30 protein-coding genes are annotated in these 25,876 nt (G+C 65.5%); 8 read left to right on the top strand and 22 right to left on the bottom strand.

Annotated elements, in window-relative coordinates; translation table 11 throughout:
- Positions 1-25: 25 nt before the first annotated feature.
- Together B5M41_RS09555 and B5M41_RS09550 are read right to left on the bottom strand one after the other, a co-directional pair.
- Positions 26-577, bottom strand: a complete 552-nt coding sequence (locus B5M41_RS09555) for a hypothetical protein (protein WP_134647587.1) — start codon at positions 575-577, stop codon at positions 26-28.
- A 228-nt stretch (positions 578-805) separates the two neighbouring features.
- Positions 806-1,291 carry a YcgN family cysteine cluster protein gene (locus B5M41_RS09550; RefSeq protein ID WP_230640035.1) on the bottom strand — a complete coding sequence of 162 codons (486 nt, stop codon included), beginning with the start codon at positions 1,289-1,291 and terminating at the stop codon, positions 806-808.
- 175 nt (positions 1,292-1,466) lie between these two features.
- Between B5M41_RS09550 and B5M41_RS09545 the strand changes: the two genes are divergently transcribed.
- Genes B5M41_RS09545 through B5M41_RS09535 form a run of 3 tightly spaced genes read left to right on the top strand, consistent with a single transcriptional unit; the run spans position 1,467 to position 4,817 of the window.
- Positions 1,467-3,650: a transglycosylase domain-containing protein gene (locus tag B5M41_RS09545; RefSeq protein WP_134647589.1), complete on the top strand. Its 2,184-nt coding sequence runs from the start codon at positions 1,467-1,469 to the stop codon at positions 3,648-3,650.
- A 29-nt stretch (positions 3,651-3,679) separates the two neighbouring features.
- The gene (locus tag B5M41_RS09540) at positions 3,680-4,273 is read left to right on the top strand and encodes a DUF1214 domain-containing protein (RefSeq protein WP_134647591.1); all 594 of its coding nucleotides are present in this window, start codon (positions 3,680-3,682) and stop codon (positions 4,271-4,273) included.
- On the top strand, positions 4,266-4,817 hold the full coding sequence (locus B5M41_RS09535) for a DUF1254 domain-containing protein (RefSeq protein ID WP_134647592.1): 552 nt from the start codon (positions 4,266-4,268) through the stop codon (positions 4,815-4,817). The genes B5M41_RS09540 and B5M41_RS09535 overlap by 8 nt, the downstream gene beginning before the upstream one ends.
- A 48-nt stretch (positions 4,818-4,865) precedes the next feature.
- Here B5M41_RS09535 and B5M41_RS09530 read toward each other — a convergent pair whose 3' ends face one another.
- The 3 genes from B5M41_RS09530 to B5M41_RS09520 form a co-directional block, all read right to left on the bottom strand.
- On the bottom strand, positions 4,866-5,054 hold the full coding sequence (locus B5M41_RS09530) for a hypothetical protein (RefSeq protein ID WP_134647594.1): 189 nt from the start codon (positions 5,052-5,054) through the stop codon (positions 4,866-4,868).
- 383 nt (positions 5,055-5,437) lie between these two features.
- Positions 5,438-5,812, bottom strand: coding sequence for a DUF4260 domain-containing protein (locus B5M41_RS09525; RefSeq protein WP_134647597.1), 375 nt, complete (start codon positions 5,810-5,812; stop codon positions 5,438-5,440).
- Between the two features lie 99 nt (positions 5,813-5,911).
- The gene (locus B5M41_RS09520) at positions 5,912-7,612 is read right to left on the bottom strand and encodes a caspase family protein (protein ID WP_167718885.1); all 1,701 of its coding nucleotides are present in this window, start codon (positions 7,610-7,612) and stop codon (positions 5,912-5,914) included.
- Positions 7,613-7,996: 384 nt separating this feature from the next.
- Between B5M41_RS09520 and B5M41_RS09515 the strand changes: the two genes are divergently transcribed.
- Positions 7,997-8,998 carry a hypothetical protein gene (locus B5M41_RS09515; protein ID WP_209020857.1) on the top strand — a complete coding sequence of 334 codons (1,002 nt, stop codon included), beginning with the start codon at positions 7,997-7,999 and terminating at the stop codon, positions 8,996-8,998.
- 7 nt (positions 8,999-9,005) lie between these two features.
- Here the strand turns inward: B5M41_RS09515 and B5M41_RS26865 are convergent, their stop codons facing one another.
- The 5 genes from B5M41_RS26865 to B5M41_RS09495 all read right to left on the bottom strand — a co-directional run bounded on the left by B5M41_RS26865 (position 9,006) and on the right by B5M41_RS09495 (position 13,479).
- Entirely contained in the window at positions 9,006-9,137 is a 132-nt protein-coding gene (locus B5M41_RS26865; RefSeq protein ID WP_268998309.1) for a hypothetical protein, read from the bottom strand.
- Between the two features lie 95 nt (positions 9,138-9,232).
- Positions 9,233-9,604 carry a DUF1491 family protein gene (locus B5M41_RS09510; RefSeq protein WP_134647601.1) on the bottom strand — a complete coding sequence of 124 codons (372 nt, stop codon included), beginning with the start codon at positions 9,602-9,604 and terminating at the stop codon, positions 9,233-9,235.
- 77 nt (positions 9,605-9,681) lie between these two features.
- The gene (locus B5M41_RS09505) at positions 9,682-11,124 is read right to left on the bottom strand and encodes a methyl-accepting chemotaxis protein (protein WP_134647603.1); all 1,443 of its coding nucleotides are present in this window, start codon (positions 11,122-11,124) and stop codon (positions 9,682-9,684) included.
- Between the two features lie 116 nt (positions 11,125-11,240).
- Positions 11,241-11,960, bottom strand: a complete 720-nt coding sequence (locus tag B5M41_RS09500) for a peptidoglycan-binding domain-containing protein (RefSeq protein WP_134647605.1) — start codon at positions 11,958-11,960, stop codon at positions 11,241-11,243.
- Positions 11,932-13,479, bottom strand: a complete 1,548-nt coding sequence (locus B5M41_RS09495) for a sensor histidine kinase (protein WP_134647606.1) — start codon at positions 13,477-13,479, stop codon at positions 11,932-11,934. The genes B5M41_RS09500 and B5M41_RS09495 overlap by 29 nt, the downstream gene beginning before the upstream one ends.
- Before the next feature lie 483 nt (positions 13,480-13,962).
- Between B5M41_RS09495 and B5M41_RS09490 the strand changes: the two genes are divergently transcribed.
- The gene (locus B5M41_RS09490) at positions 13,963-14,382 is read left to right on the top strand and encodes a DUF5330 domain-containing protein (RefSeq protein ID WP_134647608.1); all 420 of its coding nucleotides are present in this window, start codon (positions 13,963-13,965) and stop codon (positions 14,380-14,382) included.
- Positions 14,383-14,546: 164 nt separating this feature from the next.
- Entirely contained in the window at positions 14,547-14,966 is a 420-nt protein-coding gene (locus tag B5M41_RS09485) for a SufE family protein (protein WP_134647610.1), read from the top strand.
- 33 nt (positions 14,967-14,999) lie between these two features.
- Here B5M41_RS09485 and B5M41_RS09480 read toward each other — a convergent pair whose 3' ends face one another.
- The 10 genes from B5M41_RS09480 to B5M41_RS09435 form a co-directional block, all read right to left on the bottom strand.
- Positions 15,000-15,803: a DUF6456 domain-containing protein gene (locus B5M41_RS09480; RefSeq protein WP_134647612.1), complete on the bottom strand. Its 804-nt coding sequence runs from the start codon at positions 15,801-15,803 to the stop codon at positions 15,000-15,002.
- Positions 15,796-16,260 carry a helix-turn-helix domain-containing protein gene (locus B5M41_RS09475; protein ID WP_230640034.1) on the bottom strand — a complete coding sequence of 155 codons (465 nt, stop codon included), beginning with the start codon at positions 16,258-16,260 and terminating at the stop codon, positions 15,796-15,798. The genes B5M41_RS09480 and B5M41_RS09475 overlap by 8 nt, the downstream gene beginning before the upstream one ends.
- Positions 16,261-16,485: 225 nt before the next feature.
- Positions 16,486-16,920 (bottom strand): Ros/MucR family transcriptional regulator, encoded by a 435-nt coding sequence (locus B5M41_RS09470; RefSeq protein WP_134647614.1) that lies wholly within the window; start codon positions 16,918-16,920, stop codon positions 16,486-16,488.
- A 423-nt stretch (positions 16,921-17,343) separates the two neighbouring features.
- Entirely contained in the window at positions 17,344-17,700 is a 357-nt protein-coding gene (gene mnhG / locus B5M41_RS09465) for a monovalent cation/H(+) antiporter subunit G (RefSeq protein ID WP_134647616.1), read from the bottom strand.
- Positions 17,700-18,056, bottom strand: a complete 357-nt coding sequence (locus tag B5M41_RS09460; RefSeq protein ID WP_134647618.1) for a cation:proton antiporter — start codon at positions 18,054-18,056, stop codon at positions 17,700-17,702. The genes mnhG and B5M41_RS09460 overlap by 1 nt, the downstream gene beginning before the upstream one ends.
- Entirely contained in the window at positions 18,056-18,529 is a 474-nt protein-coding gene (locus tag B5M41_RS09455) for a Na+/H+ antiporter subunit E (protein ID WP_134647620.1), read from the bottom strand. Before B5M41_RS09455 ends, B5M41_RS09460 begins: the two co-directional genes overlap by 1 nt.
- Position 18,530: 1 nt before the next feature.
- A complete protein-coding gene (locus tag B5M41_RS09450; protein ID WP_134647622.1) occupies positions 18,531-20,072 on the bottom strand; it encodes a Na+/H+ antiporter subunit D in 1,542 nt (513 codons plus the stop codon).
- Between the two features lie 17 nt (positions 20,073-20,089).
- Positions 20,090-20,470 carry a Na+/H+ antiporter subunit C gene (locus B5M41_RS09445; RefSeq protein WP_202402218.1) on the bottom strand — a complete coding sequence of 127 codons (381 nt, stop codon included), beginning with the start codon at positions 20,468-20,470 and terminating at the stop codon, positions 20,090-20,092.
- On the bottom strand, positions 20,467-20,886 hold the full coding sequence (locus B5M41_RS09440) for a Na(+)/H(+) antiporter subunit B (RefSeq protein WP_134647624.1): 420 nt from the start codon (positions 20,884-20,886) through the stop codon (positions 20,467-20,469). The genes B5M41_RS09445 and B5M41_RS09440 overlap by 4 nt, the downstream gene beginning before the upstream one ends.
- Entirely contained in the window at positions 20,883-23,207 is a 2,325-nt protein-coding gene (locus B5M41_RS09435; protein ID WP_167718888.1) for a putative monovalent cation/H+ antiporter subunit A, read from the bottom strand. The genes B5M41_RS09440 and B5M41_RS09435 overlap by 4 nt, the downstream gene beginning before the upstream one ends.
- A 223-nt stretch (positions 23,208-23,430) precedes the next feature.
- Here B5M41_RS09435 and msrB point away from each other — a divergent pair, with 223 nt between their 5' ends.
- On the top strand, positions 23,431-23,838 hold the full coding sequence (gene msrB, locus B5M41_RS09430; RefSeq protein WP_134647625.1) for a peptide-methionine (R)-S-oxide reductase MsrB: 408 nt from the start codon (positions 23,431-23,433) through the stop codon (positions 23,836-23,838).
- A gap of 4 nt (positions 23,839-23,842) precedes the next feature.
- Here msrB and B5M41_RS09425 read toward each other — a convergent pair whose 3' ends face one another.
- Positions 23,843-24,346 (bottom strand): GNAT family N-acetyltransferase, encoded by a 504-nt coding sequence (locus tag B5M41_RS09425; protein ID WP_134647627.1) that lies wholly within the window; start codon positions 24,344-24,346, stop codon positions 23,843-23,845.
- 127 nt (positions 24,347-24,473) lie between these two features.
- On the opposite strand from B5M41_RS09425, the gene B5M41_RS09420 reads away from it, so the two are divergent.
- The gene (locus B5M41_RS09420; protein ID WP_134647629.1) at positions 24,474-24,977 is read left to right on the top strand and encodes a hypothetical protein; all 504 of its coding nucleotides are present in this window, start codon (positions 24,474-24,476) and stop codon (positions 24,975-24,977) included.
- Positions 24,978-24,986: 9 nt separating this feature from the next.
- Here the strand turns inward: B5M41_RS09420 and trhA are convergent, their stop codons facing one another.
- Positions 24,987-25,646: a PAQR family membrane homeostasis protein TrhA gene (gene trhA / locus B5M41_RS09415; RefSeq protein ID WP_134647631.1), complete on the bottom strand. Its 660-nt coding sequence runs from the start codon at positions 25,644-25,646 to the stop codon at positions 24,987-24,989.
- Between the last annotated feature and the right edge of the window lie 230 nt (positions 25,647-25,876).

Below are 25,876 nucleotides of genomic sequence, written 5' to 3'. Positions count from 1 at the left end.
GATCGCACGGCAGGCCCGCCGTTCCTTACGGCCCGCCTTCCATTCCCGCGGCAGCATCGCCGCCAGCCCGGATTTCGCGCATCCATTCGCTTTTGGCGGCATTCATCCGCTCCTTCACGCGCACGTTGACAAGCCGCTCGAACTCCTCGATCAGCGCCGCCTCGTTCTCGTCGTCACCGCCGGCCGCGTCCGCCTCGGCCCGCTCGTTGATCAGCGTGCGTTGCAGGCTGTCGATCTTCTCCAGCGTGCGCACGATGAGCGACACGGCCTCGATGGCCGCCTTGGCGTCGGTCTGGGCGACCTTGCGCGCCGCGTCGTCCACGGCCGCGGCCGCATCCTCTTCGGCCAGAACCTTCTGGCTCTGGAACCGCTGGAAGCGCTCGCGCAGCTCCTTCGTCATTTCGAGAAGCATCGCCTGCATGTCGAGAAAGGGGTCGCCCGGCGCGGCGGCCTTGGTGTCGAGCAGCGGCGCCGCTCCACCGCCGAGAACGGCCCGGCGCGCGCCGAGCCCGTCATAGACCGCCATGTCAGGCGAAATGCCGAACAGGTCGAGATCGATCGTCGAAAACTGGTCCATCGCACACCCGAAAACGAAAAGGCGCCCGGTCCATAGGAACGAGCGCCTAACAAAATTCTCTCAAGCCGGCCGCGGGCGGATGCCGCCGAAGCCATCAAGCCTCCGGAAAGCCCGGCGATCCATCCGCCCGCACCTTTCCGACCATGCCATAACCCTATCAAACGACCGTCACGCCGTCAAGGACTATTTTCCTATTATTTCGATTTTTCGCGTAAGCGCCTGGCAGCGCTACGTCTTCTCGCCCACTTCCAGCGGCCAGGTCACGAGGTAATCCTCGTAGTCATCGATATCGATGCCGTCCTCGCTGATCGTGCGGCCGCGTGCCGAAATGCCGGCCTGGTGCACGGTGTCGGGGTCGCCGGAGACCAGCGGATGCCACCAGTAGAGGTCGAGGCCATCTCGCACGAGGCGATAGCCGCAGGTCGGCGGCAGCCAGGAGATTTCCGATACGCTTTCCACCGTCAGGCGGATACAGTCCGGCACGGTCGCCTGCCGGTTCTCGTAGTCCGAGCAGCGACAGCTCTCGCCGTCGAGCAGCGTGCAGCGGATCGAGGTCCAGACGATCTCGCCGGTCTCCCAGTCCTCCAGCTTGTTGAGGCAACAGAGCCCGCAGCCGTCGCACAGGCTTTCCCATTCCGCGTCGTTCATCTCGGCGAGCGTCTTGGTCTTCCAGAACGGCAGATCCTGCGGGGTTTCGGTCATCGGCTTGGTCATGCGCGACCCCTGAACCCGTCGGCCGCAAAGGTCAAGAGGCGTGCACGCTAACCTTCCTGCGGAAAATCCGTTCTTTGCCTTGGAAAAGACTGGTATCGTGCGAGAATAAGCCGGTGGTCACAGGACGTTAACCGGATGCGGGCAGGCTGCGGCCGCCTCCGACCAGGGAAGAGACGTGGAAGACGACAGCCCGACCCCAGAACGCCCCCGCCGCCGCAAGCGGCATTTCCTGCTGCGGCTGGATTCGTGGATCGATTCCACGGTCTGGAACGCCGGGTTCCGCCTGGGCGAAATCTGGGAGGAGATCACGATCTTCTCCCGCCGCTTTCACGTGCGCGGCTGGAAGAAGGCGGTGTTCGAGCTGGCCGGCGAAGGTATGAACCTCGGCACGGCGGGCTTCGTGCTGCTGCTCGCGCTCGCCCTTCCCGCTTTCGAGGAGACCAAGGGCAACTGGCGCGCCCAGAGCGATTTCGCCGTCACCTTCCTTGATCGCTACGGCAACGAAATCGGCCATCGCGGCATCATCCACGAGGATTCGGTGCCGATCGACGAGCTGCCCGACCACCTCATCAAGGCGGTCCTGGCGACGGAAGACCGGCGCTTCTTCAGCCATTATGGCATCGATTTCCTCGGCCTCGCCCGCGCCATGAACGAGAACGCCCGCGCCGGCGGCGTCGTGCAGGGCGGCTCCACCCTCACCCAGCAGCTGGCCAAGAACCTCTTCCTCACCAACGAGCGCACGCTGGAGCGCAAGATCAAGGAAGCCTTCCTGTCGCTGTGGCTGGAGGCCAACCTCTCCAAGAAGGAGATCCTGCGGCTTTATCTCGACCGCGCCTATATGGGCGGCGGCACGTTCGGCGCGGCGGCGGCGGCGCAGTTCTATTTCGGCAAGAACATCACGGATGTGAACCTTGCCGAATCCGCCATGCTCGCCGGCCTGTTCAAGGCGCCCGCCCGCTATGCCCCGCACGTCAACCTGCCGGCCGCACGCGGCCGCGCCAACGAGGTTCTGACCAATCTCGTCCAGAGCGGCATGATGACCGAGGGACAGGTGATCGCCGCACGGCGCAACCCCGCCAGCGTCATCGACCGCAAGGACAAGACCGCTCCCGACTTCTTCCTCGACTGGGCCTTCGACGAAGTGCAGCGCATCGCAAAGCCCTTCGCCCAGCATTCGCTGGTCGTGCGCACCACCATCGACATGGGCCTGCAGGCCGCCGCCGAAGAGGCGGTGGAAAGCGGCCTTCGCCAGTATGGCGACAGCTACCGCGTCAAGCAGGGCGCGCTGGTCATGGTGGAGAACGGCGGGGCCGTGCGCGCCATGGTCGGCGGGCGCGATTACGGCGAAAGCCAGTTCAACCGCGCGACACGCGCGCTGCGCCAGCCGGGTTCGTCCTTCAAGGCCTATACCTATGCAGCCGCCATGGAAGCCGGCATGACGCCCGAGACGACCATCGTCGACGGGCCGATCAGCTGGGGTGGCTGGTCGCCGCAGAATTACGGCCGCAGCTATGCCGGCCGCGTCACGCTGATGACGGCGATGGCGAAATCGATCAACACCGTGCCCGTCCGCCTTGCCAAGGACAAGCTCGGCACCAAGCGCATCGCCGAGCTTGCCAAGGAAATGGGCGTGGAAACGCCGCTGCGCACCGACAAGACCATGCCGCTCGGCACGACAGAGGTTACCGTGCTCGACCAGGCGACGGCCTATGCCGTCTTCCCGGCCGGCGGCAAGCTGGCGCGCCGCCACGGCATCAGTCAGATCATCAATTACGACGGCGACATCCTCTACGACTTCGCCCGTGACGAGCCGCCCGCCCGGCAGATCCTCTCCGACCAGGCGACGTCCTCGATGAACCGCATCTTCGTTACCATTCCCGTCAGCGGCACGGCGCGGCGCGGCGCGCTCGACCGCGGCATCGTGTCGGGCGGCAAGACGGGCACGACGCAGGCCTATCGCGATGCCTGGTATGTCGGCTTCACCGGCAACTACACGACCGCGGTGTGGTTCGGAAACGACGACTATACGTCGACCAACAACATGACCGGCGGCTCCCTGCCCGCCATGACCTTCAAGCGGCTGATGGATTACGCCCACCAGGGTATCGAGCTTCGTCCCATCCCCGGCATCGAAAACCCGCTGCCGGATGGCAAGAAGGCCACGGAGGTCGCGCAGACCAATCCCGATGAGAGTGCCCTGCCCGCCCTCGTGCGCCCGCGCTCGCTGTCCACGGATGTCACGAAACTCCTGAAAGACGTCGCCCGCCAGTTCGACGAGGCCAAGCCCCTGAAGCCGGATGGCCGCGTGGCCGCGCTGGACGATGCGCTTGACCTGCCTAGAGCGAACCGGACAGAGTAACCCGCAGCTGATTCCAACGGTCGATCGTCTTGTTCCGCACACCCCTCGTCATCGCCACAGCGCTCGCCGTCGCCTTCGGGTTCGGCATCCTGAGCTCGATCTACGCGCTGCGCGCGACGGTCGGCTTCGGCGCCATCGCGCTCGGACCGTGGACGGCCTTTCCCAATGCCCAGACGATCGACGCCGATCCCTACGCCAAGGCGCACCGCGCGCGTGACGGCAAGCTCCTGCTGGGCAGCGCCGAGGGCCTGACCTTCACCGCCGCCCGCGACAGCGAAAAACGCACGCTGGTGGAAAACTGCCGCTACGAGATCGCGGGCCTGACGCCGCCGGCGCGGCTGTGGACGCTGCATGCCGCCGACAGCGCGGGCAACCCGCTCGAAGGCACCGGCAATGGCCTGCCGACCGGCGTCAACGCCTGGTCGGTACTGCGCGGTGCCGACAGCGCCTTTTCCATCCGCATCTCGTCCTCGGCGTCTGCGGGCAACTGGCTGGCCATTCCGGAAGGGCGCGCGCCCTTCCTTCTCGTCATGACGCTGCTCGACACGCCCACCGCCGGCAGTTCCGGGGTGATCGACCTTTCCATGCCCGCCATCAACCGGCTGGACTGCGCGGATGCGTAGCTTTTTCTACGCCATCGTGGTCGGGCTGGTCGGCGCCGCCCTGCTGCATATCGTCATCATCCTGTCGCTGCCGAACTTCACCGGACGCGACGCCTATACGCGCGTCCAGGCCTTCGACGAACCCAACCGCTTCTTCCCGTTGGCCAGCAGCGGACAGACGCTGCTGCCGATCAACGACGACCCGGCGATGCTGACGGCCGTCTGCGCCTTTTCGGTGGAGAACGGTCCCGTCCGTCTCTTCGCGGAAGGCGACGTGCCGTTCTGGTCGCTCGCCGTCTATGACAGCGCCTCCAACGAGGTGTTCAGCATGAACGACCGCACGTCCGTCGGCGGCGCGCTCGATACGCTGGTCGCGACACCCGTCCAGCTGATCGCGATCCGCAAGGCGGTGCCGCAAGAGCTGGAACAGTCGATCCTTGTCGAAATGCGGGGAGAGGAAGGCTATGCGGTGCTGCGGACATTCGTGCCGAGCCGCAGCCGTCAGGAAGAGGCCGCCGCCTTTCTGGCGGGCGCAAGCTGCGAGCCGTTCACGGCCGACCGCTAGGAACGCGCGCGCCTGGCGCACGTATCCGCCCGGGGCGCGTGACGCGCTCTAGGTGCGGCGGGCCGTGTCGGGGCCGCCGTGTTTTGCCGTCTTGCCGCGCGGTGCGGGCAAAACGGGGGCAAGGCGCTCGTAGCGCACACCCGTGAAGAGAAGAACCTGTGCCGGTTCCGCCGGACGGACGTCATCGCGCCTCGGCGTGCGTCCCATCCAATCCGTCAATCGTACCACGTCTGCCATTCTCGCCTCCAAAAGAAGAATCGAGACGGATGAAGTACTCTACAAATCTCACCCTGCCCGTTTTTGCGAGCCGGTGCATCCGGTCCGTCCTCCGGATGCGACGTGAGCCTGCTGTCGAGCCTGTCGCATACGGGTAGAAAACGGCGATACGGGACCAGAAGTTTTCCCATCACGGGAATGTGTCTGGCGACCGACCGGAAACCGGAACATCGCACCTTTCCCATTGACGGCGGTACGGGGACCACCACCATGGCCGGAGCCTACCACACCCCGTGCGGGAGACGAGCCGAACCACGTTCTCAAAACTAACGACAGTCTGGTTAACAGGCTATTAATACTCGCGTGATCTCAGCGTGACCGCTGTTACCGCGGTGACAGGCGCATCAGCGGCGGCGGCCAATGGGGCCGAGATGGGTTTCGTTGAAAGCCGTGACAGACTTCAAGCCATAGCCGAGCGCGCGGTCCAGCCCGATATGAGCGCTCCATATGCAGGCGACGGGAAACAGAACCGGCCAGATGAAGCCGAGCGCCGCGATGCCTGCGGCGAAGATGTAGCTGTGCACGATATTGTAGCTCACGGCCCCCACCTTGGGACCGAAGGCATAGCCCGCCATGGAAAGGTCCGGCGCCAGAATGAGAAGTGCCAGCAGTCCCCACCCGTCATGAAGCTTGAAATAGGCGGCGATCATGACCGCCGCGACCGCCAGCCCCTCGAGACGCAGAAGTATGATGAACGCATCGGAGAGCGGCTTGCGCATGGGTTCCTGCCTTGGGCAAGGGCTGTCGAATAGGCCGGGCCCCTTATAGGCGCTCTGCAGGGCCTTGTAAATTTTAGCGTTTCCGCGACGGCGACGCCGTCACAGCTTCTTGCGCAGCCGCTCCACGGCCTTGACCGTGGACGGGCCAAGCCGGCCGTCGATCTTGCCGCTGTACACACCGGCAGACGTCATTTCCTTCTGCAAGGCGACGCGAAACTCGTAGGACCACGCGCTTTCCTCGGCAATGCGGGGCGATCCATACCAGACATCGGACTGGAAAGAGGTCAGCAATCCGCTCTTCAAGGCCCGCACCATGTAGGTGGCAGCCAGGGTCGGATCACGCGGCCCGAGCGCACCGCGGTCGGCAAGCCAGCTCAACTTGTACAGCGCGTTCGGCTCATCGAACCTGGCGGCAACGGTATACATATCGAAGGCCCGCCTCAGCTGCGCCTTTTCCTCGAAAGCGCCTGCCAGTTCCACCGCCGTCGCCGCCTGATCCTTCGCGACATGGTCCTGATACCAGGCGAGAACCGGCGCGAACTCGTCCGTCCTGCCCTCGCGCGCCAGAAGCGACAGAAGCCGCCCGAGGCCGTTCATCGCGGCGGCGCTGCCATAGTTGCCGGCAACGATGTAGGCTTCCGACGCCTTGGCGTAGTCGCCCGCTTTGTGCAGGCTTCTGCCGAGCTGATACCAGAGCCTCGCCGTTCGCGGATACTGATCCACGGCGACGCGGCACGCCTCCACCGCCCGGTCCGTCGGGATCGCCGTGAAGGCCACGCCCGCCAGGGCGGCGATCTTCATCTTGTCGTCGGGCGCGGATGCGAGGAGATCGCATTCCGTTTGCGGGACATTATCCTCGCTCTCATGGACCGGCGCGGCGGGGATGGCGATGGTCGCCTGCCCCGCGCCCTGATCGACGCTCAACGAAGCCAGCCGCATGCGGGCGAGCGAAGCGAAGGCACAGTTGGGAAAATTCCGGAGATGCTCTTCGAACAGGGCGCGGTCCGTCGTCGCGCTGATGCCCGCCCAGTGGGTGGCCGCGTCCCGGCACGCGTCCTCAGTCTGCGGCACGACAGGGGCCGTGCCGTCTGGCCCGAGCATGACCGTGTCGAACAGCGAACCCGTCTTGAAGGGCCGCTGCTTGCCGCCGGTTGCCTCGAAAACCTCCTTGGCGACCGCGCGCAGCGCCGCCTCGATTTCCAGTCCGGGCGTGGCGATATGGCGCGCAAGGGCCTGTGCGTAGGGACTGGTGGCGCCGTCGCCGTCCGTCGCGACATCGCCGGGCGCCGTGGCATAACCGATGAGCAGATTGCTTTCGGATGAATCCACGCGCGCCAGGCCGCGTGTCGGGACGCCCTTGGTCAAGCCGTGTTTCATGGTGCGCAGAAAGGGATTGTCCCGGCACGCATCGAGAAGAACCAGCTTGAAGGCGCGCGCTTTCGAGAGCGTTGCGATGACGTCGCTCAAGACGATCGCCTCGTATTTGATGTCCCGGTCCGACCGCAACGCGGCATCGACGGGGATGAGGAAGTTCTCGCCGTTCACCTCGATGCCATGGCCGGAATAGTAGACCATGCCGATATCGGCGTTCTCCACCTTTTCCTCGAAGGCCCCGAGCGCTGCCGACATCTCCGCACGTGTGGCGTTTTCCAGAAGGCTGACGTCGAAGCCCGCCGCTTCCAGCGTCCCGCGCAGAATGGCGATGTCGTTGGGCGGATTCTTCAGGGCGGTGACGGCGGTGTAGTTCGCATTGGCAATCAGCAACGCCACCTTGGTTTGCGCGGTGGCGGTTCCTGCCACGAGCAAGAAAATGCTGACCAGTATAGCGCGAAACACGATGGAGCCCTCCAGCCGGTGTGATGGCATTTTCCGCTTATTGCGGACGATTGCAATTGTGTTTTCAAGACGCGCTCCGGCTGTCTGCGCCAGGCGCGGTTGCGATGCCTTCCGCCCCGATTGTGCACAGGCAAGGGCGGTGCCTTTACCGTCCGTTAATCATGAAGGACCTACAGTAGGCGGGAGCGGCGTATGTCGTTCGCAGGAAAGTGATTTTCGGAAAGTCTATTGTTTTTCAAACGATTGCGCCAAATGCACATCGCGGCAACAGACAGACGCCTTTCCTTCGGTTTTCGGAATGACGGATGACCGGCCAGGGGCGGCCGGTCCGGGGATGACAGGTGTTTCGTGGCGGACAGGTTTCGCGAACTGGAGAGACCGCAGGCGGGGCGGCCGAAGGACATCGTGCTGATGGCCACGGTCTCCAGCTTCGAGAGCCTGCGCTTTCCCTCCAAGTCGGACCTGCGCCAGTTCGGTGAGCTTTTCGAGCCGCTTTACATGGCCTCGTCCGAGGAAGCCCGGCGACAGGCGGTCGCGGCGTTGTCGCGCTGCCCGCAGATCCCCGAGGAAACCGCCCTCTTCATCGCCCGCCAGCCGATCGCCATCGCCGCGATCTTCCTCATGGGCGCAAAGACGCTCACCGATGCGACGCTCAAGCAGATCCTGCGCATTGCCGGCCCCGAACATGCGCGCGCCGTCGGGCGGCGCGATGATCTTTCGCCGGCCATCATCGAGGCGCTGGTCGGCACCCACCAGGACCATGCCAGCCGCCGCACGGGCGAGGACCGCGACGCCGCATTGCGCGAAGCCGCACGGCTCGACCGCGAAGAGAAGATGCGCGACGAGCTGCGCGCCCTCGTGCGCGCCGCGACACCCGCCGTCGAAACGCCGATCCGCCTGTTTCCCGCAACCGAGATGCACCAGTCGCTGTTCGTGCGCTTCGCCCGCACCGGCGATATCGGCATGATCGCCGTGACGCTCGCCGACGCGCTGTCGTCCAGCCAGTGGCTGTCCGAGCGCATCCTGCTCGACGTTTCGGGCCGGCAGCTTGCCGAAACGTTGCTGGCGCTTCGCGTGCCGGAGGCCGACAGCCTGTACGTCCTGTCGACGATCTACCCGCACCTGGCCGACGGCGGGGCCGAAACCCTGCTTGCCGCGCTAGATGCCGCCGAGGCGGTGCGACGCATCGAAAGCTGGCAGCGGGCGGACAGCTACACGAATGGCGACAGCCTTCCGGCGGCGGCCAATGCCGATGACAGGGCCGGTAGCATGGCCGATGACATGCAGGCGAAGGGGCTGGATAACCACGGCAAATCCTCTCAGACGAGACGGCAACGCGCCGCCGTTTGACAGCTTCTCAGAAGAACCGGCGCTTTGCCGGTGCGTGAATTGCCGCTGCGTCATCCCGCCCCGCCGACAGCGCGGCAACCATCGTCACGACGAACATTCCCGAAATCAGCAGCGCAAGCGCGGGCAGCACGATGAACATGGGGACCTCCAGGGTGAAGCGCCGGCCCCTGCCGGCGTGACCCCGTTTTCCCATGGCGGCCGGTTCGCCGCTGTTTCCTTTGGAACAGGTCCAGCCTAGCGCCGGAAAAAGCCGTCGTCCTTCGGCTTGTCTTCCGCGACATCGATCAGGCCCGCGAGATCGTCGGTCTCGACGGACACGACCCACAGATCGCTGTCGAAGCGCCGCTCCCGGCCGATCGCCTCGGCAACCGTTTCAGCCGGTACACGCTCCAGCCGCGTCTCGAACAGGCGCGTGTTGCTTTCCTCGCTGTCGAAGACGCTTTGCGGGGCCGGGGCATGCAGGCTCTCGGTGCCGTCGCGGAACATCTGCCGCACGAAGACCGCGCCCGCCGCCTCCGCGCCCTTCACCTCCACGGCCGCGAAATCGCCGCGCGCGAAGACCCGGCGCATCAGGGCGGAAACGAAGATGTCGGTACGAACGCGCATCACGGCGGCATACACGGCGTGGTGTATCGGAGCAAGCCGCCCCGGCACAACCTTCACCGCCCTTAGCCGCCCCCCTCCTACACCCGGATCGCCAGCCGCAGGCCGCCCCAGTGGCGGCCGTCGACGGTGATGGGGGCGGAGATATCCTTCATCAGCACATATTGCCCGCCGCCCATGTCGCGGCGATAGGTCTGAACCAGGAAGGGCTCGGTGTTGCGGCCGGCGGACAGGCCGACGCGGTCGTTGAAGATGCGCCGGTTGCGACAGTTGGCGGTGTTCCAGGCCGGATCGTCCGGCCGCTGCGGCGCGGAGAAGGCGCGGTTGTGGGTCGGCAGGTAGCCGTTCTCGTCCACCGCCGCGCAGAAGGCGACGCGCGCGTCACCGGCCACCACCGGCTCCTGGATCGCCGGCAGCACCCGGTCGGTGAAATCCGTGAAGGCGGTCATCATCTGCACCGGGTCGGTGCCGGGGATCGGCCGGTAGTGGCGGTCGAACAGCGCCGCAAGGCCGATCTCGCCCTGCCGCACCGCCGCGGTGAAGCGGCCGGATACGTCTTCGGCCAGCTGCTGCACGAGGCGGATATAGGGGCTGTCGGGCGTATCGATGCCCGCCCGCGCCGTCGCCTGGATGATGCGTTCGGAAATCGTCACCACCTCGCCCACCTTGTCGGACGCGCCCTGCAGGACCTCGTTGGTGCGGATGATATCCGTGGAGGCCGCGCCGATGGCGCGCGCGAACTCGCTGCATTCCCGGTCCACTGCGCCGGCGGTCGCGGCCAGCGAGGAGGCGCTGTCGAGGATCTTCGACATGACCTGCTCGACATCCGAGAACGATCCCTGCACCTCGGCGGCCGTGGTCTTCACATCTTCGGCGGAAATACGCGCCTCCTCGCCCGCCGCCTCCAGCTTGTCGATGCGCGCACGCAAGGCCTGCAAGGTCTTCTGGATCGATGCGGTGGTCTCGGACGTCTGGAGCGAAAGCGTGCGCACCTCGGCCGCCACCACGGCGAAACCCTTGCCGGCATCGCCGGCGCGCGCCGCCTCGATCGCGGCGTTGAGCGCGAGCAGGTTCGTCTGGCGCGCGATGGTGCCGATGGCGTCCGCCAGCCGGCCGACATCGGCCAGCGCACCGGCGAAGGCCGAGATTTCCGTGCCGATCTCGTGGGAGGCGGTGACCATGTGGTCGATGGCGGCAATCGAGCCGTCGAGCTGCACCGCCTGCTCGCCCAGCACCTTGCGCGCGCTGCCGGCGAGCGCGTCCGTCTCGCCGAGCGCGCGGGCGATATCGCCGTTGGTGCCGGCAATCGCGGTCGCCGACTGGTTGAGGCGGGTGAAGAGGACGGCATGCTCGCGCGTTTGCGCGGCGGTGTCCTGAATGGAGCCCGCGATATCGACGAGATGCATGCCGAGGTCCGACGCCTCCCCCGCCAGCGAGCCGATGACCCGGCGCAGCGCGGCGGCGTCTGCCGGCGTTTCCTCTTCGAAGACCTGCGTCTCCTCGCGCAAGGCGGCGTTGGACATGGCTCGTCGATCCTCCCGATGATCGCGCAATCATCCGGGGACAGGGTTAACGCTTCCTTTAAGACAACCTGACGTAGCGGCACGTTGTAGGCTTAAGACTTTCGTCTAAGCCGTCCTTACAGCGCGCCGATATCCTTGAGCTTGGCAAGAACCTGCTCGTTGGGCTCGCCCGTGACCGGCAGCCGGTAATGCTTCTCGAAATGGCGGATGGCGGTGCGCGTCTTCTCGCCGATCAGCCCGTCCACGGCGATGTCGGCATAGGCGATGTTGCTCAGGCCCTTCTGGATCTGCATCACGAGCTCGCTCGGAACGGGCTTGGCCACCGCCGAAGTCACGCCCGGATCGGCCTCGGCGCGCAGGATGGCGGCGGCGACCGGATCGGCTTCTTCCTTGGCGACAGGCACCTCGGCGGCGCTCTTCTCCACCAGTGCCGCGACCTCGTCGAAGGGGCGCTCGGCGGGTGTGACGTCGGTCACTTCGGGCTGGTCGCCTTCCTCCCCCTCGCGCTCGATGACGAAGGTCGTGACGTCCTTCGGCTCCGGCTGCGTGGCGGTGAAGCCCAGCGAATTGTCGGCGGACCGGGTTTTCAGGAACGGCGACGGATGGCCGCCCGGCTGATACCACAGCGCATTGGCCGCCACGAAGGAGAAGACGACGACGAAGGCGGCGGTGCCGCCCACGGTGCCGGGATAGCGCGCGACGAGGCCGCCCAGCGCCGAAAGCGCGGTGATCGCGACATTCGGCCGGCGTTGCGGCTGGTTGCGTCCGCCGGACCGGCCCTTGCGGGCCTGGCCCTTCGGCCCCCGCTCAGGCTGTCTTCTGACGTGCGCGTTCATCTTGCGTGTCCTTGCCATCGTTCGACGGCTCGTAAACGGTCTCTTTGTCGCTCGCAAGGCGGGGCGGGAAATCGACGGTGGACGATGCCGCCCGGCCGCTCGCGTCGTTCACGACGCCCGAACCGTCCGCCGCGATGCGGACGGTGATGACGGTGCCCTCGCCCGGCTGGCTCTGGATCGTCAGGCTGCCGCCATGCAGGGCGACGAGCCCCTTGACCAGCGACAGGCCGAGCCCGGTGCCTTCGTATTTGCGCGTATATTCGTTCTGGACCTGCATGAAGGGCTGGCCGATCAGCGCCAGCTTGTCGGCGGGAATGCCGATGCCGGTGTCGCTGACGATGAGCAGCAGGTCCTTGCCCTCGCGCGCCGCATCGATGGTGACGATGCCGCCGCGGTCGGTGAACTTGATGGCGTTGCCGACGAGATTGATCAGGATCTGCTGGATCGCCCGCTGGTCGGCCACGGCCTCGCCGACGGCGCGCGGCACGCGGCTCGTCAGCTGGATCCCCTTGTCGCGCGCCTGGAGGCCGAGCATCTGCTCGCAGGCCTTCACGCTGTCGGCGACGACGAACGGCTCCGTCAGAAGCTCGTAGCGGCCCGCCTCGATCTTGGAGACATCCAGCATGGTGTTGACCACCGACAGCAGGTGCGAACCCGACTGGTGGATGAGCGCGACATATTCCCGCTGGCGATCGTTTTCCAGCTTGCCGAAATACTCGCCCGACAGCACGTCGGAGAAGCCGAGAATGGCGTTGAGCGGCGTGCGCAGCTCATGGCTGACGGCCGCAAGGAAGCGGGTCTTGGCGTCGTTGGCCGATTCGGCGTCGGCGGCGCGGCGCACGTTCTCGCCCTTCAGCCGGGCTTCGGCGGAAATGTCGTGCGACTGGGCGACGACGGCCATCAGCGCGCCGTCAGGGCCGGCAAGCGCCGTCATTTCCACGCGCATATGCATGAACTGCTCGGCATCGGCGCCGAGGCTCGGCCGGTCGATGCGGATATCGACGGTCTCGCGCGTGGCGCCCTGGCGCAGGCGGTCGATCGCGGCGAGGAAGCCGATCCGGTCGGACACATGGATCTGGTCGAGGTAGCCGCGGCCGATCGGGTCGCGCATCCAGGAAAGCACATCGGCCTTGTCGCGGCCGTGCACGGCGGTCACGAAACCGCGCGCATCGTGCAAAGTCACCAGGCCGGCGAAGAGATCGTAGGGCGAGACGGCTTCCGGCGCCGTGACGGCCAGTTCTTCGGAGAAGCTGCGCACGGGTGCGGGCGCGGGCTTGCGCACGGCGTTTGCAGCCGTCGCCAAAAGCGCGCCGGCGCCGGCGAGCGCCACGCCGGCCGGGAGCGCCGCGGAGGCGGGCATGACGGCGGACAGCACCAGCGGCAGGCCGGGCACGGCGGCCAGAAGGGCAAGCGTGGTCGCGCGCAACGCGGCAGAGGGGCGCGTATCAGCAGTATCGGCACCAGCAACGCCGGCAACGGCGCCCAGACGGGCGGCCATTCTGTCAGCGATGTTGTTCATGTGGCGCAACGCAAAACCCTGCCGTTCATGTACTTTTTATGTGAGCCCAAAATCGCACCGGCGACTTAAGGAAACAATAAACGCAGGGGCCCGGAAGGGGGCGAAAAAGGCCGAAAAATCCCATTTCGGGGCAATCCAACGGCCATTCGTCCGGCGTGGTTAACGGGGCGTAAGCGCCTCATTTTGCGGCATTTTTCTGTTCATATTAACTTCTGGGGCAAAGCGGCCCCATGGCGTTCTCGGGCGTTCCGGGGGCTCGCGGCTGTGGACGACGCCATCATCCTTAACGGGGAATGCTAAAATCTGCCTCAAATGCCCGGGAAGGTCGGATTCGTTCGAATTTTAATCAAAACTGGGCAAAACCCGAATGATTCTTGCAAAGGGGAATTTCCTTCCGGGCCCTATTCTCGCATCAACGGTTCGCCAAGGACCAATCAAGCCGAAGGCCGCAAAGAGCCCAGGCCCTAACGAGGATGGCAAGCGATGTGGTTTCTGATCAAGGGAACGTTCTGGTTCTCACTGGTTCTGGTCCTGCTCCCGTTCCTGAGCCCTGAATCGGCGTCGAAGCTGGAAAACGGCCCGACCGTGCAGATCGGCGATACCTTCACCGCCGCCACGGAAGCCGTTCACTACCTGACGGCGCTGTGCCTGGAAAAACCCGATGTCTGCGAGAAGGGCAGCGAAACCTTCGTCGCACTCGGCCACCGGGCCCGCGAGGGTGCGCGCATCGCCTACCAGTTCCTCGACACCCAGTTCGCCGAAGACGAGGCCAGCCAGACCGCCCATTCGAAGAAGGAAGCGCTGAACCAGCCGCTTCCGGCCGTCGCCACCATCAATGCCGAGGACGAGGTCATCACCGGCACCGTCGCCATCCCGACCCGTCGTCCCGATCGCAAGAGCTGAGCCTCTTTCACCTTTTACTGCCTGCCTGACTCGTTGCATTGCAACCGCCGCACGGACCCGTTCCCTGCGGCGTTTCTTTTTTCATGCGTCGCGAGCAGGCGGTTTTCGGTTCAAATCGCCCGTGCCCTCGCCTATATGAAGGCGAACAGCGGAATGGACGGACCATGGCAGAGCTTACGCAGATCATCGACGACTTCGCCTTTCTCGACGAGTGGGAGGACCGCTACCGCTATGTCATCGAGCTCGGCAAGGCGCTGCCGGATCTGGCGGAGGACAAGCGCACGGCGGCCAACAAGGTGCAGGGCTGCGCCAGCCAGGTCTGGCTCGTCAGCCACAGCGCCGGCGGCGCCGACCCGGTCATGACCTTTGAGGGCGATTCGGATGCGCATATCGTGCGCGGCCTCGTCGCCATCGTGCTCGCCATCTATTCCGGCAAGCGGGCCTCCGAGATCGCCGCACTCGACGCCATCGACACCTTCAACGAGATCGGCCTCGTCGAACACCTCTCCTCCCAGCGCGCCAACGGCCTGCGCTCCATGGTCAAGCGCATCCGCGAGGAAGCGGCGATGAAGGCCGCGGCGTAAGCGCTCGCCGCCGCAAGCCCCCTCATCCCGCACTCACCGCCCCAGCTCCGGCCGATAGCCCTCCGCTCCCCATCGATGCGCACGCGGCCCTCCGGCGGGCGGCGGCGGGGCGTAGTGGCGGGCGAGCGCCATGAGGGCGGCGCGCAGCATCAGCTTGGCGGAGCGGGCCGGCCATTGCCGTTCGCGCTCCACCGTTTCCAGTCCCTTCATGAAGCAGCAGACATCCAGCGCCACGCCCGACAGTTCCGGGCCGATGGCCTCCACGGCACGGGCGACGCGCAGGCGTGCCGCCAGCGCCGTGTCGCTGATCTCACGGGCCGCACCCGCCCCGCCCTTCTGGCGGCTGGCGATGCGCGGCTCCCAGGACATGGTCATGCGCGGCTGCAGGCCGCCGCGGGTGAAATCCGCATGCAGGCGCTCGCCAGCGGCAATCGCGCTTTCCGGCAGATAGGCCTCGCCGGATTTCTCCTTCAGCCGTGCAATACCTGACAACGGCGATTCCAGCCGGTTCATCACCGCCATCGCGCGCGCACCGTCCTGCACCACCGTGACGCCCGCGAGGTCGCGGTGCTGGCCTGCGAAAGGCGTTTCGGCGGTGGCGAGCCGCCGCTTCAGATAGGCCCGCGCCTCGGGCGTCGCCTCAAGCCGGCTCGCCTCCTGCCGGAGCAGGCCGTCGCGCAGCGCCCGGGCGAGAACCGCAGGTGTCGCGGGCATCGTACGCCCGTCCCTGTCCGTCAGGCTGCCGTCATCGCCGAGCATCGCCACCCTTGCGGCGAGCACGAACCGCAGGAGCCTTGCGAGCGCCGCATCGTCCTTCCCGATTGCCGCCTCACGCATGGCTGCCGATCCCCGACGGACCGAAGACGGCCAGCACGGCGCGTTCGATCGACGCGACGAAAGCGTCGAAGGAGGCGTCGTCGCGGCGATCCTCCACCCTGTGGCAGGCGTGGCCGACCGTGGTGCGGTCGCGCCCGAAGGCCGCGCCGATCTCCGCAAGCGGCAGGCTCAGCACGACATGGCATATATACATGGCGACCTGGCGCACATGGCTGGTGGAACGGCGCCCGTCGCGGCGCCACAGCGGGCGGTCACTCGCCAGCGCCGTCATTTCCAGCACGAGGTGGCGGACGATTCGGCAGGCGATGTCGGGCGGCACGATGGGCCCGTCCGGACCATCCATGGCGCGGCCCGGCGCCGGGCGGCCCAGCCGTCCGGCGCTCTTGGTTTCCGGCGCGGCCTCGGCGCAAACGGGCCGGCAGGGCGGGCGGGCGTGCTGGACAAGAAACTGATGCATGAAGAGCCACTCCGTTGATAGGAATTTATTCATACACCCTAGAGCGCAAACGGGGATGAATGAAGCGCTTTAACGCAACCTTTCCTTGAAAACCTTAACATTTTTTTGAAATTCATCCCCATATATAGGCTTTTATTCCTTATTAACCCTTCCCTTTGCGGCATGAAAAAGGCCGGCGTCCCCTAAGACGCCGGCCTTTCGATCCCTGCGACGACGATGCGGCGCTTACTTGCCCTTGCGGCGCTGGCCAAGGCCCATTTCCTTGGCGAGGCGCGAACGGGCTTCCGCATAGGCGGGTGCGACCATCGGATAATCGGCCGGCAGGTCCCACTTCTCGCGGTATTCCTCCGGCGTCATGCCGTGGTGGGTCATCAGGTGGCGCTTGAGCGACTTGAACTTCTGGCCGTCTTCCAGGCAGATGATGTAGTCGTTCTGCACGGACTTCTTCACCGGGACCGGCGGCTTCGGCTTTTCGGCGACAACCGGTGCCTCGACGGCAGCGGCAGGCTGCGTCGTGTTGTTCAGCGCGGAATGCACATCGGCGATGAGGCCCGACAGTTCGGAAACCGGCACGACGTGGTTGCCGACATAGGCGGCCACGATGTCGGCGGTCAGTTCAACGAGCAGAGTGGAGCCGGAAGCAAGGGTATTATCAGTCATGTCTTTCTCCTGTCGCACGCGCGCAAGCCGATAGTCTCTTTCCATCCGCCTACACTTCAATTTGTGAACAAAGCCTTGTTCCCGGTGAGTGGGCCGCGAAACGACGCCGATTTGCGGGCGCGTCAGCCAAAACACCGAAATTTTACGCCAATATAATTCCCTCCAGCGCACAATCCGCTTCTGCACGGCGATCTCGACGAAACCTATAGCGGGCGAGCTAGATTACGAAGACGCACAACCTAAGCAGGAAAAATGGGCATGAATTAAATCAGCGCATCAGCTTTACTTCATCTGAAATATCATTCCACAATTCAATGTCCAGCATTATCTTGCAATCGCAAAGCGATAGATTTTCGCAAGTCTCCGCGTGCACAAGAATGTGAGAACTATTCCAAGTTTTAGAATATACTATTGGAAGCAATGTCAGCGTTTCTTGGCGTCCCGCCGTTCCGCGTCGCGCATCTCGTCCACCGCCGATACCCTGGCGAGGCGATATCCGGCCTTGTGCGCGGCCCGGGCGAGCAGATGGGCCGCCACCGGCGCCGTCAGCACGAAGAACACGAAGCCGGCGAAGGCCCGCATGAAGATCGCGATATCGAGCGCGTGGATGCCCGCCGCAAACAGCATGAGGCCGGAGCCAACCGTGCCGGCCTTCGAGGCCGCGTGCATGCGGGTATAGACATCGGGCAGGCGCACGATGCCGAGCGCCGCCAGGAAGACGAAGATGCCGCCGGAAACGAGCATGACGGCGACAATGAGCGCAAGCACGATATCGAGCATCAGCGCACCCTCCCCTTGCGCCGGCCCTTGCCGCGCGCCGGCCTTGCCGGCGAGGCTGCCGGCTCTTCCCCTTCGTCCGCCATGCCATGGCTCAGCACGAAGCGTGCGAAGGCGACGGTGGCGAGAAAGCCGACCAGCCCGAGCGCGATGGCGATGTCGATATAGAGGTTGAAGCCCGTGCGGATGGCGATGACGGCGATGAAGCCGATGGCGATGGCCACCAGCATGTCGAGCGCGACGATGCGGTCCGGCAGGGTCGGGCCGCGGATGACGCGCCATGCGGTCAGGAAGAAGGCCACGCACATCAGCGCGAGCGCGAGCGTCGAGGCGGCGGAAAGGATCGTTGCAGCGCCCATCAGCGGAAGGCCTCCATGATCTTCCTCTCGAAGCCGTTGGCGATATCGCGCCGCGCGCCGGCCGGGTCGGAGCAGTCGAGCGCGTGCACATAGAGCACCTTGCGGTCCTCGGAGACATCGACGGAGAGCGTGCCCGGCGTCAGCGTAATGAGGTTGGCGAGCAGCGTGATCTCGAAATCCCGGTCGACCGTCAGCGGGAAGGCGAAGATGCCCGGCTTCAGCGCCATTTTCGGGCTCGCCACCAGCACCGCGACCTTCCAGGCCGACAGCGCCAGCTCCTTGATGAACAGCACGGCGAGCGACAGCACCTTCAGCGGCCGGAAGCGCCGGCCGTCGGGCCGGATATGGCCCCGGATGAGCCAGAGCGACAGCGCCCCGGCGGCGAGCCCCAGCAGCAGATTGGGGATGGTGAAGCTGCCGGAGACGGCAAGCCAGACAAGCGCGAAGAGCGCGACGGTGACGGCAGGCCGCATGTCAGGTCCCTCCCGGAAAGACCGAGCCGATATAGGCGCTCGGATCGGACAACCCCTGCGCGGCTGCCTGGATGGTCGACAGCAGGGCCTCGGGAAACAGGCCGAAGGCCACCGTCAGCGCCATCAGGACGGCCAGCGGCAGCAGCAGGCTTGCGGGGATGGCCGTGGCCGGCAGCGGTTCCGGCGCGGGCCGCCAATAGGCGAGCGCGAAGACGCGGCCAAGCGCGATGGTGACGAGGAAGCCGGTGAGGAAAACGGCCGCCACCAGCCACCAGGCGCCGATATCCAGCGCCGCCTTGGCGACCATGACCTTGGGCCAGAAGCCGGAAAAGGGCGGCAGGCCCGATGCGGCGAAGAACAGCACGAGCGACAGCGCGGAAAACAGCGCCGAGCGGCCGTAGAGCCCGCCGAGGCGGTTGAGGTCGAAGCTGCCGGCCAGCCGGCCCACCAGTCCCGCGGCCATGTAGAGCGCCGTCATCACCACCATGGAATGCAGCGCATAGAAGATCGCGCCGCCCACGCCGCCCGGGCTGCCGAGCGAGAGGCCGGCGAGCATGACGCCGATGCCGGATATGACGACATAGCCGAGCACCCGGCGGATATCGCTGTTGCCCAGCGCACCGAGCGCGCCGACGATCATCGTGGCGGTGCCGGCAAGCGCGATGACGAAGCTCAGTTCCTCGCGCTCGACGGGAAACAGCATGATGAGCGTGCGCAGCAGCGCATAGATGCCGACCTTGGTGAGCAGGCCGGCAAAGAGCGCGGCCACGACGATGCGCGGCGTATGGTAGGAGGCCGGCAGCCAGAAGTTCACCGGGAAGGCAGCGGCCTTCATGCCGAAGGCCAGCAGATAGAGCGTGGCGAGCGTCATCAGCGGCAGGCTGTCGCGCCCGGCCGCCGCCTTCACCGCGATGTCGGCCATGTTGAGCGTGCCGAAGATGCCGTAGAGATAGCCGGTCGTGACGAGGAACAGCGTCGTGGCGATCAGGTTGAGGAAGGCGTATTTGATCGCGCCGTCGATCTGGCGCGGCTCGGAGCCCAGCGTGATCAGGCCGAAGGACGCGATCAGCAGCACCTCGAACCAGACATAGAGGTTGAAGACGTCGCCGGTCAGGAAGGCGCCGGAGACGCCGGCCATCAGCAGCAGCAGGAACGGGTAGAAGCCGTAGCGTCGCGCGCTGCCATCGATATCGGCAAGCGCATAGACCGCGCCCGCCAGCGCCACCACAGCGCCGGCAAGCGCGAAGAGCACGCCCGCCAGGTCGGCGGTGAAGGCGATGCCGAACGGCGGCAGCCAGCGGCCCATCACCATGGTCACCGGGCCGTTGGCGAGGACATGGCGCAGCAGCAACCCGTCGAGCACGACGAGGATGGCAAGCGCCGGCACCGCGAGCCAGGCCTGCAGGTGCAGCGACTTGCGCAGCATCAGGAGAACCGCGCCGGCAAGGATGCACCAGGCGGGCGGCAGCACGACCAGCCAGTCGGCGGTCGGGACCGGCGTCATCAGGAGGGCTGCGGAGAGATCGGCGGGGCTTTCGGCCATTGGCGGGTCGGTTCCTGTCAGTAGCCGGTGGGCGGAAGGGGATCGTTCTCCGGCTCGGAGGCACGCATCTCGTTGCCGTTATCGGTGCCGAGATCCTGATAGGCGCGGTAGACGAGCACGAGGAGGAAGGCGAAGAAGGAGAAGGAAATGACGATCGCCGTCAGGATCAGCGCCTGCGGCAGCGGATTGGCCGTCAGCGCCACCGGCACGTCGTGGCCGTGGGGGATGATCGGCGGCACCTCGCGCAGGATGCGTCCGTTGGTGAAGATCAGCAGATTGACGCCGTTGCCGAGCAGCACGACGCCGAGCAGCACGCGCACAAGGAACTTCGACAGCATGAGATAGACGGCGGCGGCGAAGAACAGGCCGACGAGCAGCGCGAAGGGAAACTCCATCATGCGTCGTCCCCCGCCTCGAGCGCCAGCGCGATGGAAGTGATCGATCCCACCACGACGAGATAGACGCCGGTATCGAACAGCATCACCGACGACAGCGGTATTTCCACGCCGAGGATGACAGGCGTGATCCACAGCCCGGTCATGAAGGGCACGGCGAAAAAGATCGACATCAGCCCGGCAAGGCAGGCGATGAACAGCCCGAAGGCCGATATCGCCATTGGATGGAACCAGAGCGCCCGGCGCACGGCCGCAATGCCGTTGGCGATGCCGAAGATGGCGAGCGCCGAAACGGCGATCAGCCCCCCGATGAAGCCGCCACCCGGCTCGTTATGGCCGCGCAAGAGCACGAACAGCGAAAACAACACCATGAGGGCGGTGAGGAAGGGCGCGACGGTGCGGAAGATCAGGGTGTTCATGCCCGTCTCCCCTTGCGGATGCGGATCAGCGAGAGGATCGCCAGCCCCGTGACCATGACGACGGCGATTTCGCCGAGCGTATCCGTGCCACGGAAATCGACGATGATGACGTTCACCACATTGGCGCCGTGAGCGATCGTCTTGGAATAGAGGTTGAAGAAATCGGTGAGTGCGCTGTCGAAGCGCCCCTGCGTGACCCGCAGCAGATAGAGCGCGAAGCCGACACCGCAGGCGGTGGCGATCACGGCGTCGGGGATCTTTTCGCGCAGCGGGCGATGGTCGCGCGGCGTCAGCTTCAGCCGTGTCATGGCGAGCGCCAGGATGACGACGGAGAGCGTCTCGATCATGAACTGCGTGAAGGCGAGGTCCGGGGCGCCGAACAGCAGGAAGAGCATCGCGACGCAGAAGCCCTGGATGCCGAGCGCCACGATGGCCGTCAGGCGATTGCTGGCCATCAGCACGGCGACGATGCCGAGCGCGGCCAGCGCCATGACCGCCAGTTCGTGGAACGGCATGTCGGCGGGCCAGACCGGCGCACGCGGCCATTCGCCGTACACCGCCGGCGGCACCAGGAGCGCCAGCGCGACCACGACGAAGGTTGCCGTCACGTAGATTTCCATGAGGCCGGGCTGCGTCAGGCGCGTGACCCGTGTCGCCATGCGCACGAGGCCGCGCATCGCCTGGTCGAAGCCCCTGTCCGGGCCCCAGCCGATGTCCTCGATCAGCCGGTCGGCCGCCGCGCGGGCCGCATCCAGCTTCAGGAAGACGAAGACGCCGATGGCGACGGTCAGCAGCGAGAGATAGAGCGCGATGCCCATATGCGGTACGGCCGAAATCGTGATGGTCTGCGGCGTGCCCGCTATCGCCGAGGCGAGCGGCGCGGTCAGCAGCACATGGGCGAGGCCCGAGAAGACGCCGATGGCGAGCCCCTTTACCGCCAGCAGCAGCGGTCCGATCCAGAGCAGCGCCGGGCCTTCATGCGCCCGTTTCGGCGTTGCGACGGCAGTGCCGAGGAACGGTTTCAGCGCAACCGCGAAGGCGACGGCAAACATCAGCGCATTGCCGAGGACGGCGGTTGTCGTGAAGGCGATGGCGCGCGCATTGCCGCCGGCGAGTGCAGCGTAGATCTCCTCCTTGGCGAGGAAGCCGAAGAAGGGCGGCAACCCGCCCATGGAGAGCGCGGCGAGCAGGGCGGCGAGGAAGGTTATGGGCATGGCCCGGCGCAGGCCGCCGAGCTTCGTGACGTCGCGCGTACCGGTCTCGTGATCGATAAGGCCGGCCACCATGAAGAGCGCGCCCTTGAACAGCGAATGGGCGACGAGATAGAGCGCCGCCGCCGCAATCGCATGTTCCGATCCGAAGCCGGTCAGCATCACCAGCAGGCCGAGCGAGGCCACCGTCGTATAGGCGAGCATCAGCTTCAGGTCCGTCTGGCGGATGGCGAGCACGGCTCCCACCAGCAGCGTGAGGCCGCCGATGGCCGGCAGGATGGTCTCCCAGGCGGGCGTTCCGCCCATCACCGGATTGAGCCGCATCAGGAGGTAGACGCCGGCCTTCACCATGGTCGCCGAATGCAGGTAGGCCGAGACGGGCGTGGGCGCCTCCATGGCGTTGGGCAGCCAGAAATGGAACGGAAACTGCGCCGACTTGGTGAAGGCGCCACCCAGCATGAGAAACAGGATCGCCAGATAGAACGGGCTTGCCCGCAGCTCCGGGCCGAAGGACATGAGCAGCGAGAACTGCGTGACATCGGTCACGTCCCACAGAAGCAAGAGGCCCGCCAGCAGGAACAGGCCGCCCCCGCCCGTCACGATCAGCGCCTGCAGCGCCGCACGGCGCGAGGCTTCGCGCGCATGGTCGAAACCGATCAGCAGGAAGGAGGTGATCGACGTCAGCTCCCAGAAGACGAACAGCATCAGGAAACTGTCGGAGGCGACAAGGCCGAGCATCGCGCCCATGAACATCAGGATGAAGGAGAAGAACCGCCCCTGCTGCGGGTGCCCCTTCAGGTAACCGCCGGCGTAAAGCATGATCAGCGTGCCGATGCCGGAAATCAGCAGCAGGAAGGTCAGCGACAGGCCGTCGATCAGCCAGGAGAAGCTGACATTGTAGGACGGCACCCACATATAGCCGCCCGTGACGATGCGGCCGTCCGCGATATCGGCGTTGAAGCCCAGGAAATGCAGGAAGACGGCGAAGGGAATGAGCGCCAACGGCCAGGCGGCATTGTGCCCGAGCAGGCGCGTCAGGAAGGGTGCAACGAACGCGCCGATAAACGGCAGGCAAAAGGCCAGCAAGGTGAAGCCCATGGTGCCTGTCATTCAATCTCCCTCACGTGCGGCTTCGACCGTCTTCGTTCGATCATTCCGGTGCCGTTTCTAGGATGCCTGTGCGGAAATGACCACCCTCGATCGGCACGACCCGGCGTTTGCTCACGAGAATATGACAACGGGCGGCACAGGCGGCGGAACGTCGGGCTTGTTCCGGGGGGCTGATTGTCTTGCCACAATTGGCGTCCTATCTATGGAGCAACTGGAGGTTCCCATGAGCGAGACGACGACATTGAAGGTCAACAAGACCAAGGACGAATGGCGGCAGATCCTGACGCCCGAGCAGTTCCGCATCACCCGCGAGCACGGCACGGAACGCGCCTTCTCTAGCCCCGATTTCGACCTGTCGAAGAAGGGGACCTACCGCTGCATCTGCTGCAACAGGCCGCTTTACCGGTCGGAGGCGAAATACAATTCCGGCACGGGCTGGCCGAGCTTCTACCAGCCGATCGAGCCCGGCGCCGTCACCGATCACGCCGATTACTCCTATGGCATGACGCGCACGGAAATCCGCTGTTCGGATTGCGACGCCCATCTCGGCCATGTGTTCCCGGATGGCCCTCCCCCGACGGGCCTGCGCTACTGCATGAACGGCGTGGCGCTCAGCTTCGATCCGGACTGAGGGCTTACCGCTTCGGCACCTTCAGCTCCATGCAGGTCAGGTCCAGCCAGCGGCCGAACTTGATGCCCACCTCGCTGAAGCGGCCGACGGTGCGGAAGCCGAACTTTTCATGCAGCTTGATCGAGGCGGTGTTTTCCGCCTCGATGCCGGCGATCATCACGTGGACGCCGTTGAAGCTCGCGCGGTCGATCAGCGCCTTCATCAGCTTGCCGCCGGTTCCCGCGCCGCGCGTGTCGCTGCGCACATAGACGGAGTGCTCGACCGTGTGGCGGTAGCCGTCGAAGGCGCGCCAGTCGCCGTAGGAGGCGTAGCCGATCACCTGTTTTCCGCGCAGCGCCACCAGGACCGGGAAACCCCGTTCCCGGCGGGCGGCAAACCAGGCCTTGCGGTTGTCGAGATCGACGACGGCCTCGTTCCAGATCGCCGTCGTGTTGACAACCGCATCGTTGTAAATGTCCATGATGCCCGGAAGATCGCCTTCCGTGGCGTCGCGTATCGTGATGTCCATGGTTCCCCCGGCTTCTATGAATGAATTACAGGAAGGGCGGGAAAGCTGTCCAGTGCGTGTTTTGATCCACGAAGAAATGGCCTAGCCTGTCCGTTCCCTCCCTGTTGATGACCGGAGACCTCAAAACGTGCGCCTTCTTCTCGTCCTGATCGGTGTTTTTTGCCTGCCTCTCGCCGCGATTGCCGCGGAGTGGACGCCCTATGCCAATGCCCGTTTCGGCTTTGCGGTGGAGATACCGCCGGGCTTCGCGCTGGTGCGCGAGGCCGACAACGGCGACGGGCAGAGCTATGCCAATGGCGAGGCGAGGCTTGCCGTCTGGGGCCACACGCTGGCCGAGGGCGATTTCAAGGAGGACGTTGCGGAACGGCGCGCGACCTATGCGCGGGAGGGCTGGGATCTGAGTTACGACCGGCAGACGGCCGGCTGGGCCAGCCTTTCGGGCACGCGCGGCACGTCGATCCTCTATCACCGGGCGATCGCGCTGTGCGAGGGTGCCGCCGCCTCCTTCGTGCTGGAATATCCTGATACGATGAAGGCGGAGATTTCCCCGCTGGTCGGCCGGCTGGTGAAGTCGCTGCGGCCGGCGCAGGGCTGCACGAACGCGCAGGGCGCGGCACCCGCCGCGCAATAGGCGGCGGCGTCAGACGCCGGCGACGACGCTCGTCAGGACGGCCGAATAATGCACGGCGGCGGCGGCCACGACGAAGCCGTGCCAGATGGCATTCTGGAAGCGCAGCTTTTCCCAGACATGGAAGATGACGCCGACCGAATAGAGCACACCGCCGACGACGATCAGCGCCAGCGTGGCGGCGGAAAGGTGCGTGGTCAGTGGCCCGGCCGCGAAGACACCGCTCCAGCCCATGGCGAGGTAGATGAGGATCGCCAGCTTGTCGTAGCGGCCGGGGAAGAGGAACTTCAGCGCCACGCCCGCCGCCGCCATCACCCAGATGCCGACGAGCATGGCCGCCAGGAACGGATCGTCGATGCCGCGTTGCAGGAACGGCGTGTAGGTCGCGGCGATGAGGATGAAGATCGCGGAATGGTCGAAGCGGCGCAGATGCCACTTCACCGTCGAGACCGGCCAGATATTGTAGGCGAAGGAAATACCGAGCGAGAGCACCAGCCCCACGCCATAGACCCAGGCGGCGGCAAGCTGGCCGCTGCTGGCCCAGACGGTCGCATAGAAGATCAGCGCCGTCACCCCGATCAGCGCGAAGACGACGCCGATGCCGTGCACGACACCGTCGGCGATCACCTCGTACCGGTCATAGTTCCACTTGACGCCTTTTATTTCCACGATGCCCTGCCTGCAATGATACTCCTTCCTATGGTGGTATCTTTGCAGCGCGGAGGCAAGGGAGAGAGCGCCGAGGCCGGATCAACAATCATTGCCGGCTGAAACGCTGGCCGGTTCCGTCAGTAGAGGCCGGGCTACTTCCGGCATTGATCGGAATCAGACCGTCAACGCTGCATTGACAGTAAATCGCCGAAACACCATCTTTCGTGAACGATGCCGGCCAGCCATATTCC

The organism is Shinella sumterensis (assembly GCF_004514425.2).
GTDB classification, from domain to species: domain Bacteria; phylum Pseudomonadota; class Alphaproteobacteria; order Rhizobiales; family Rhizobiaceae; genus Shinella; species Shinella sumterensis.
The sequence above is the reverse complement of the archived record's forward strand: the minus strand, read 5'-3'. Positions and strand labels throughout refer to the sequence as shown.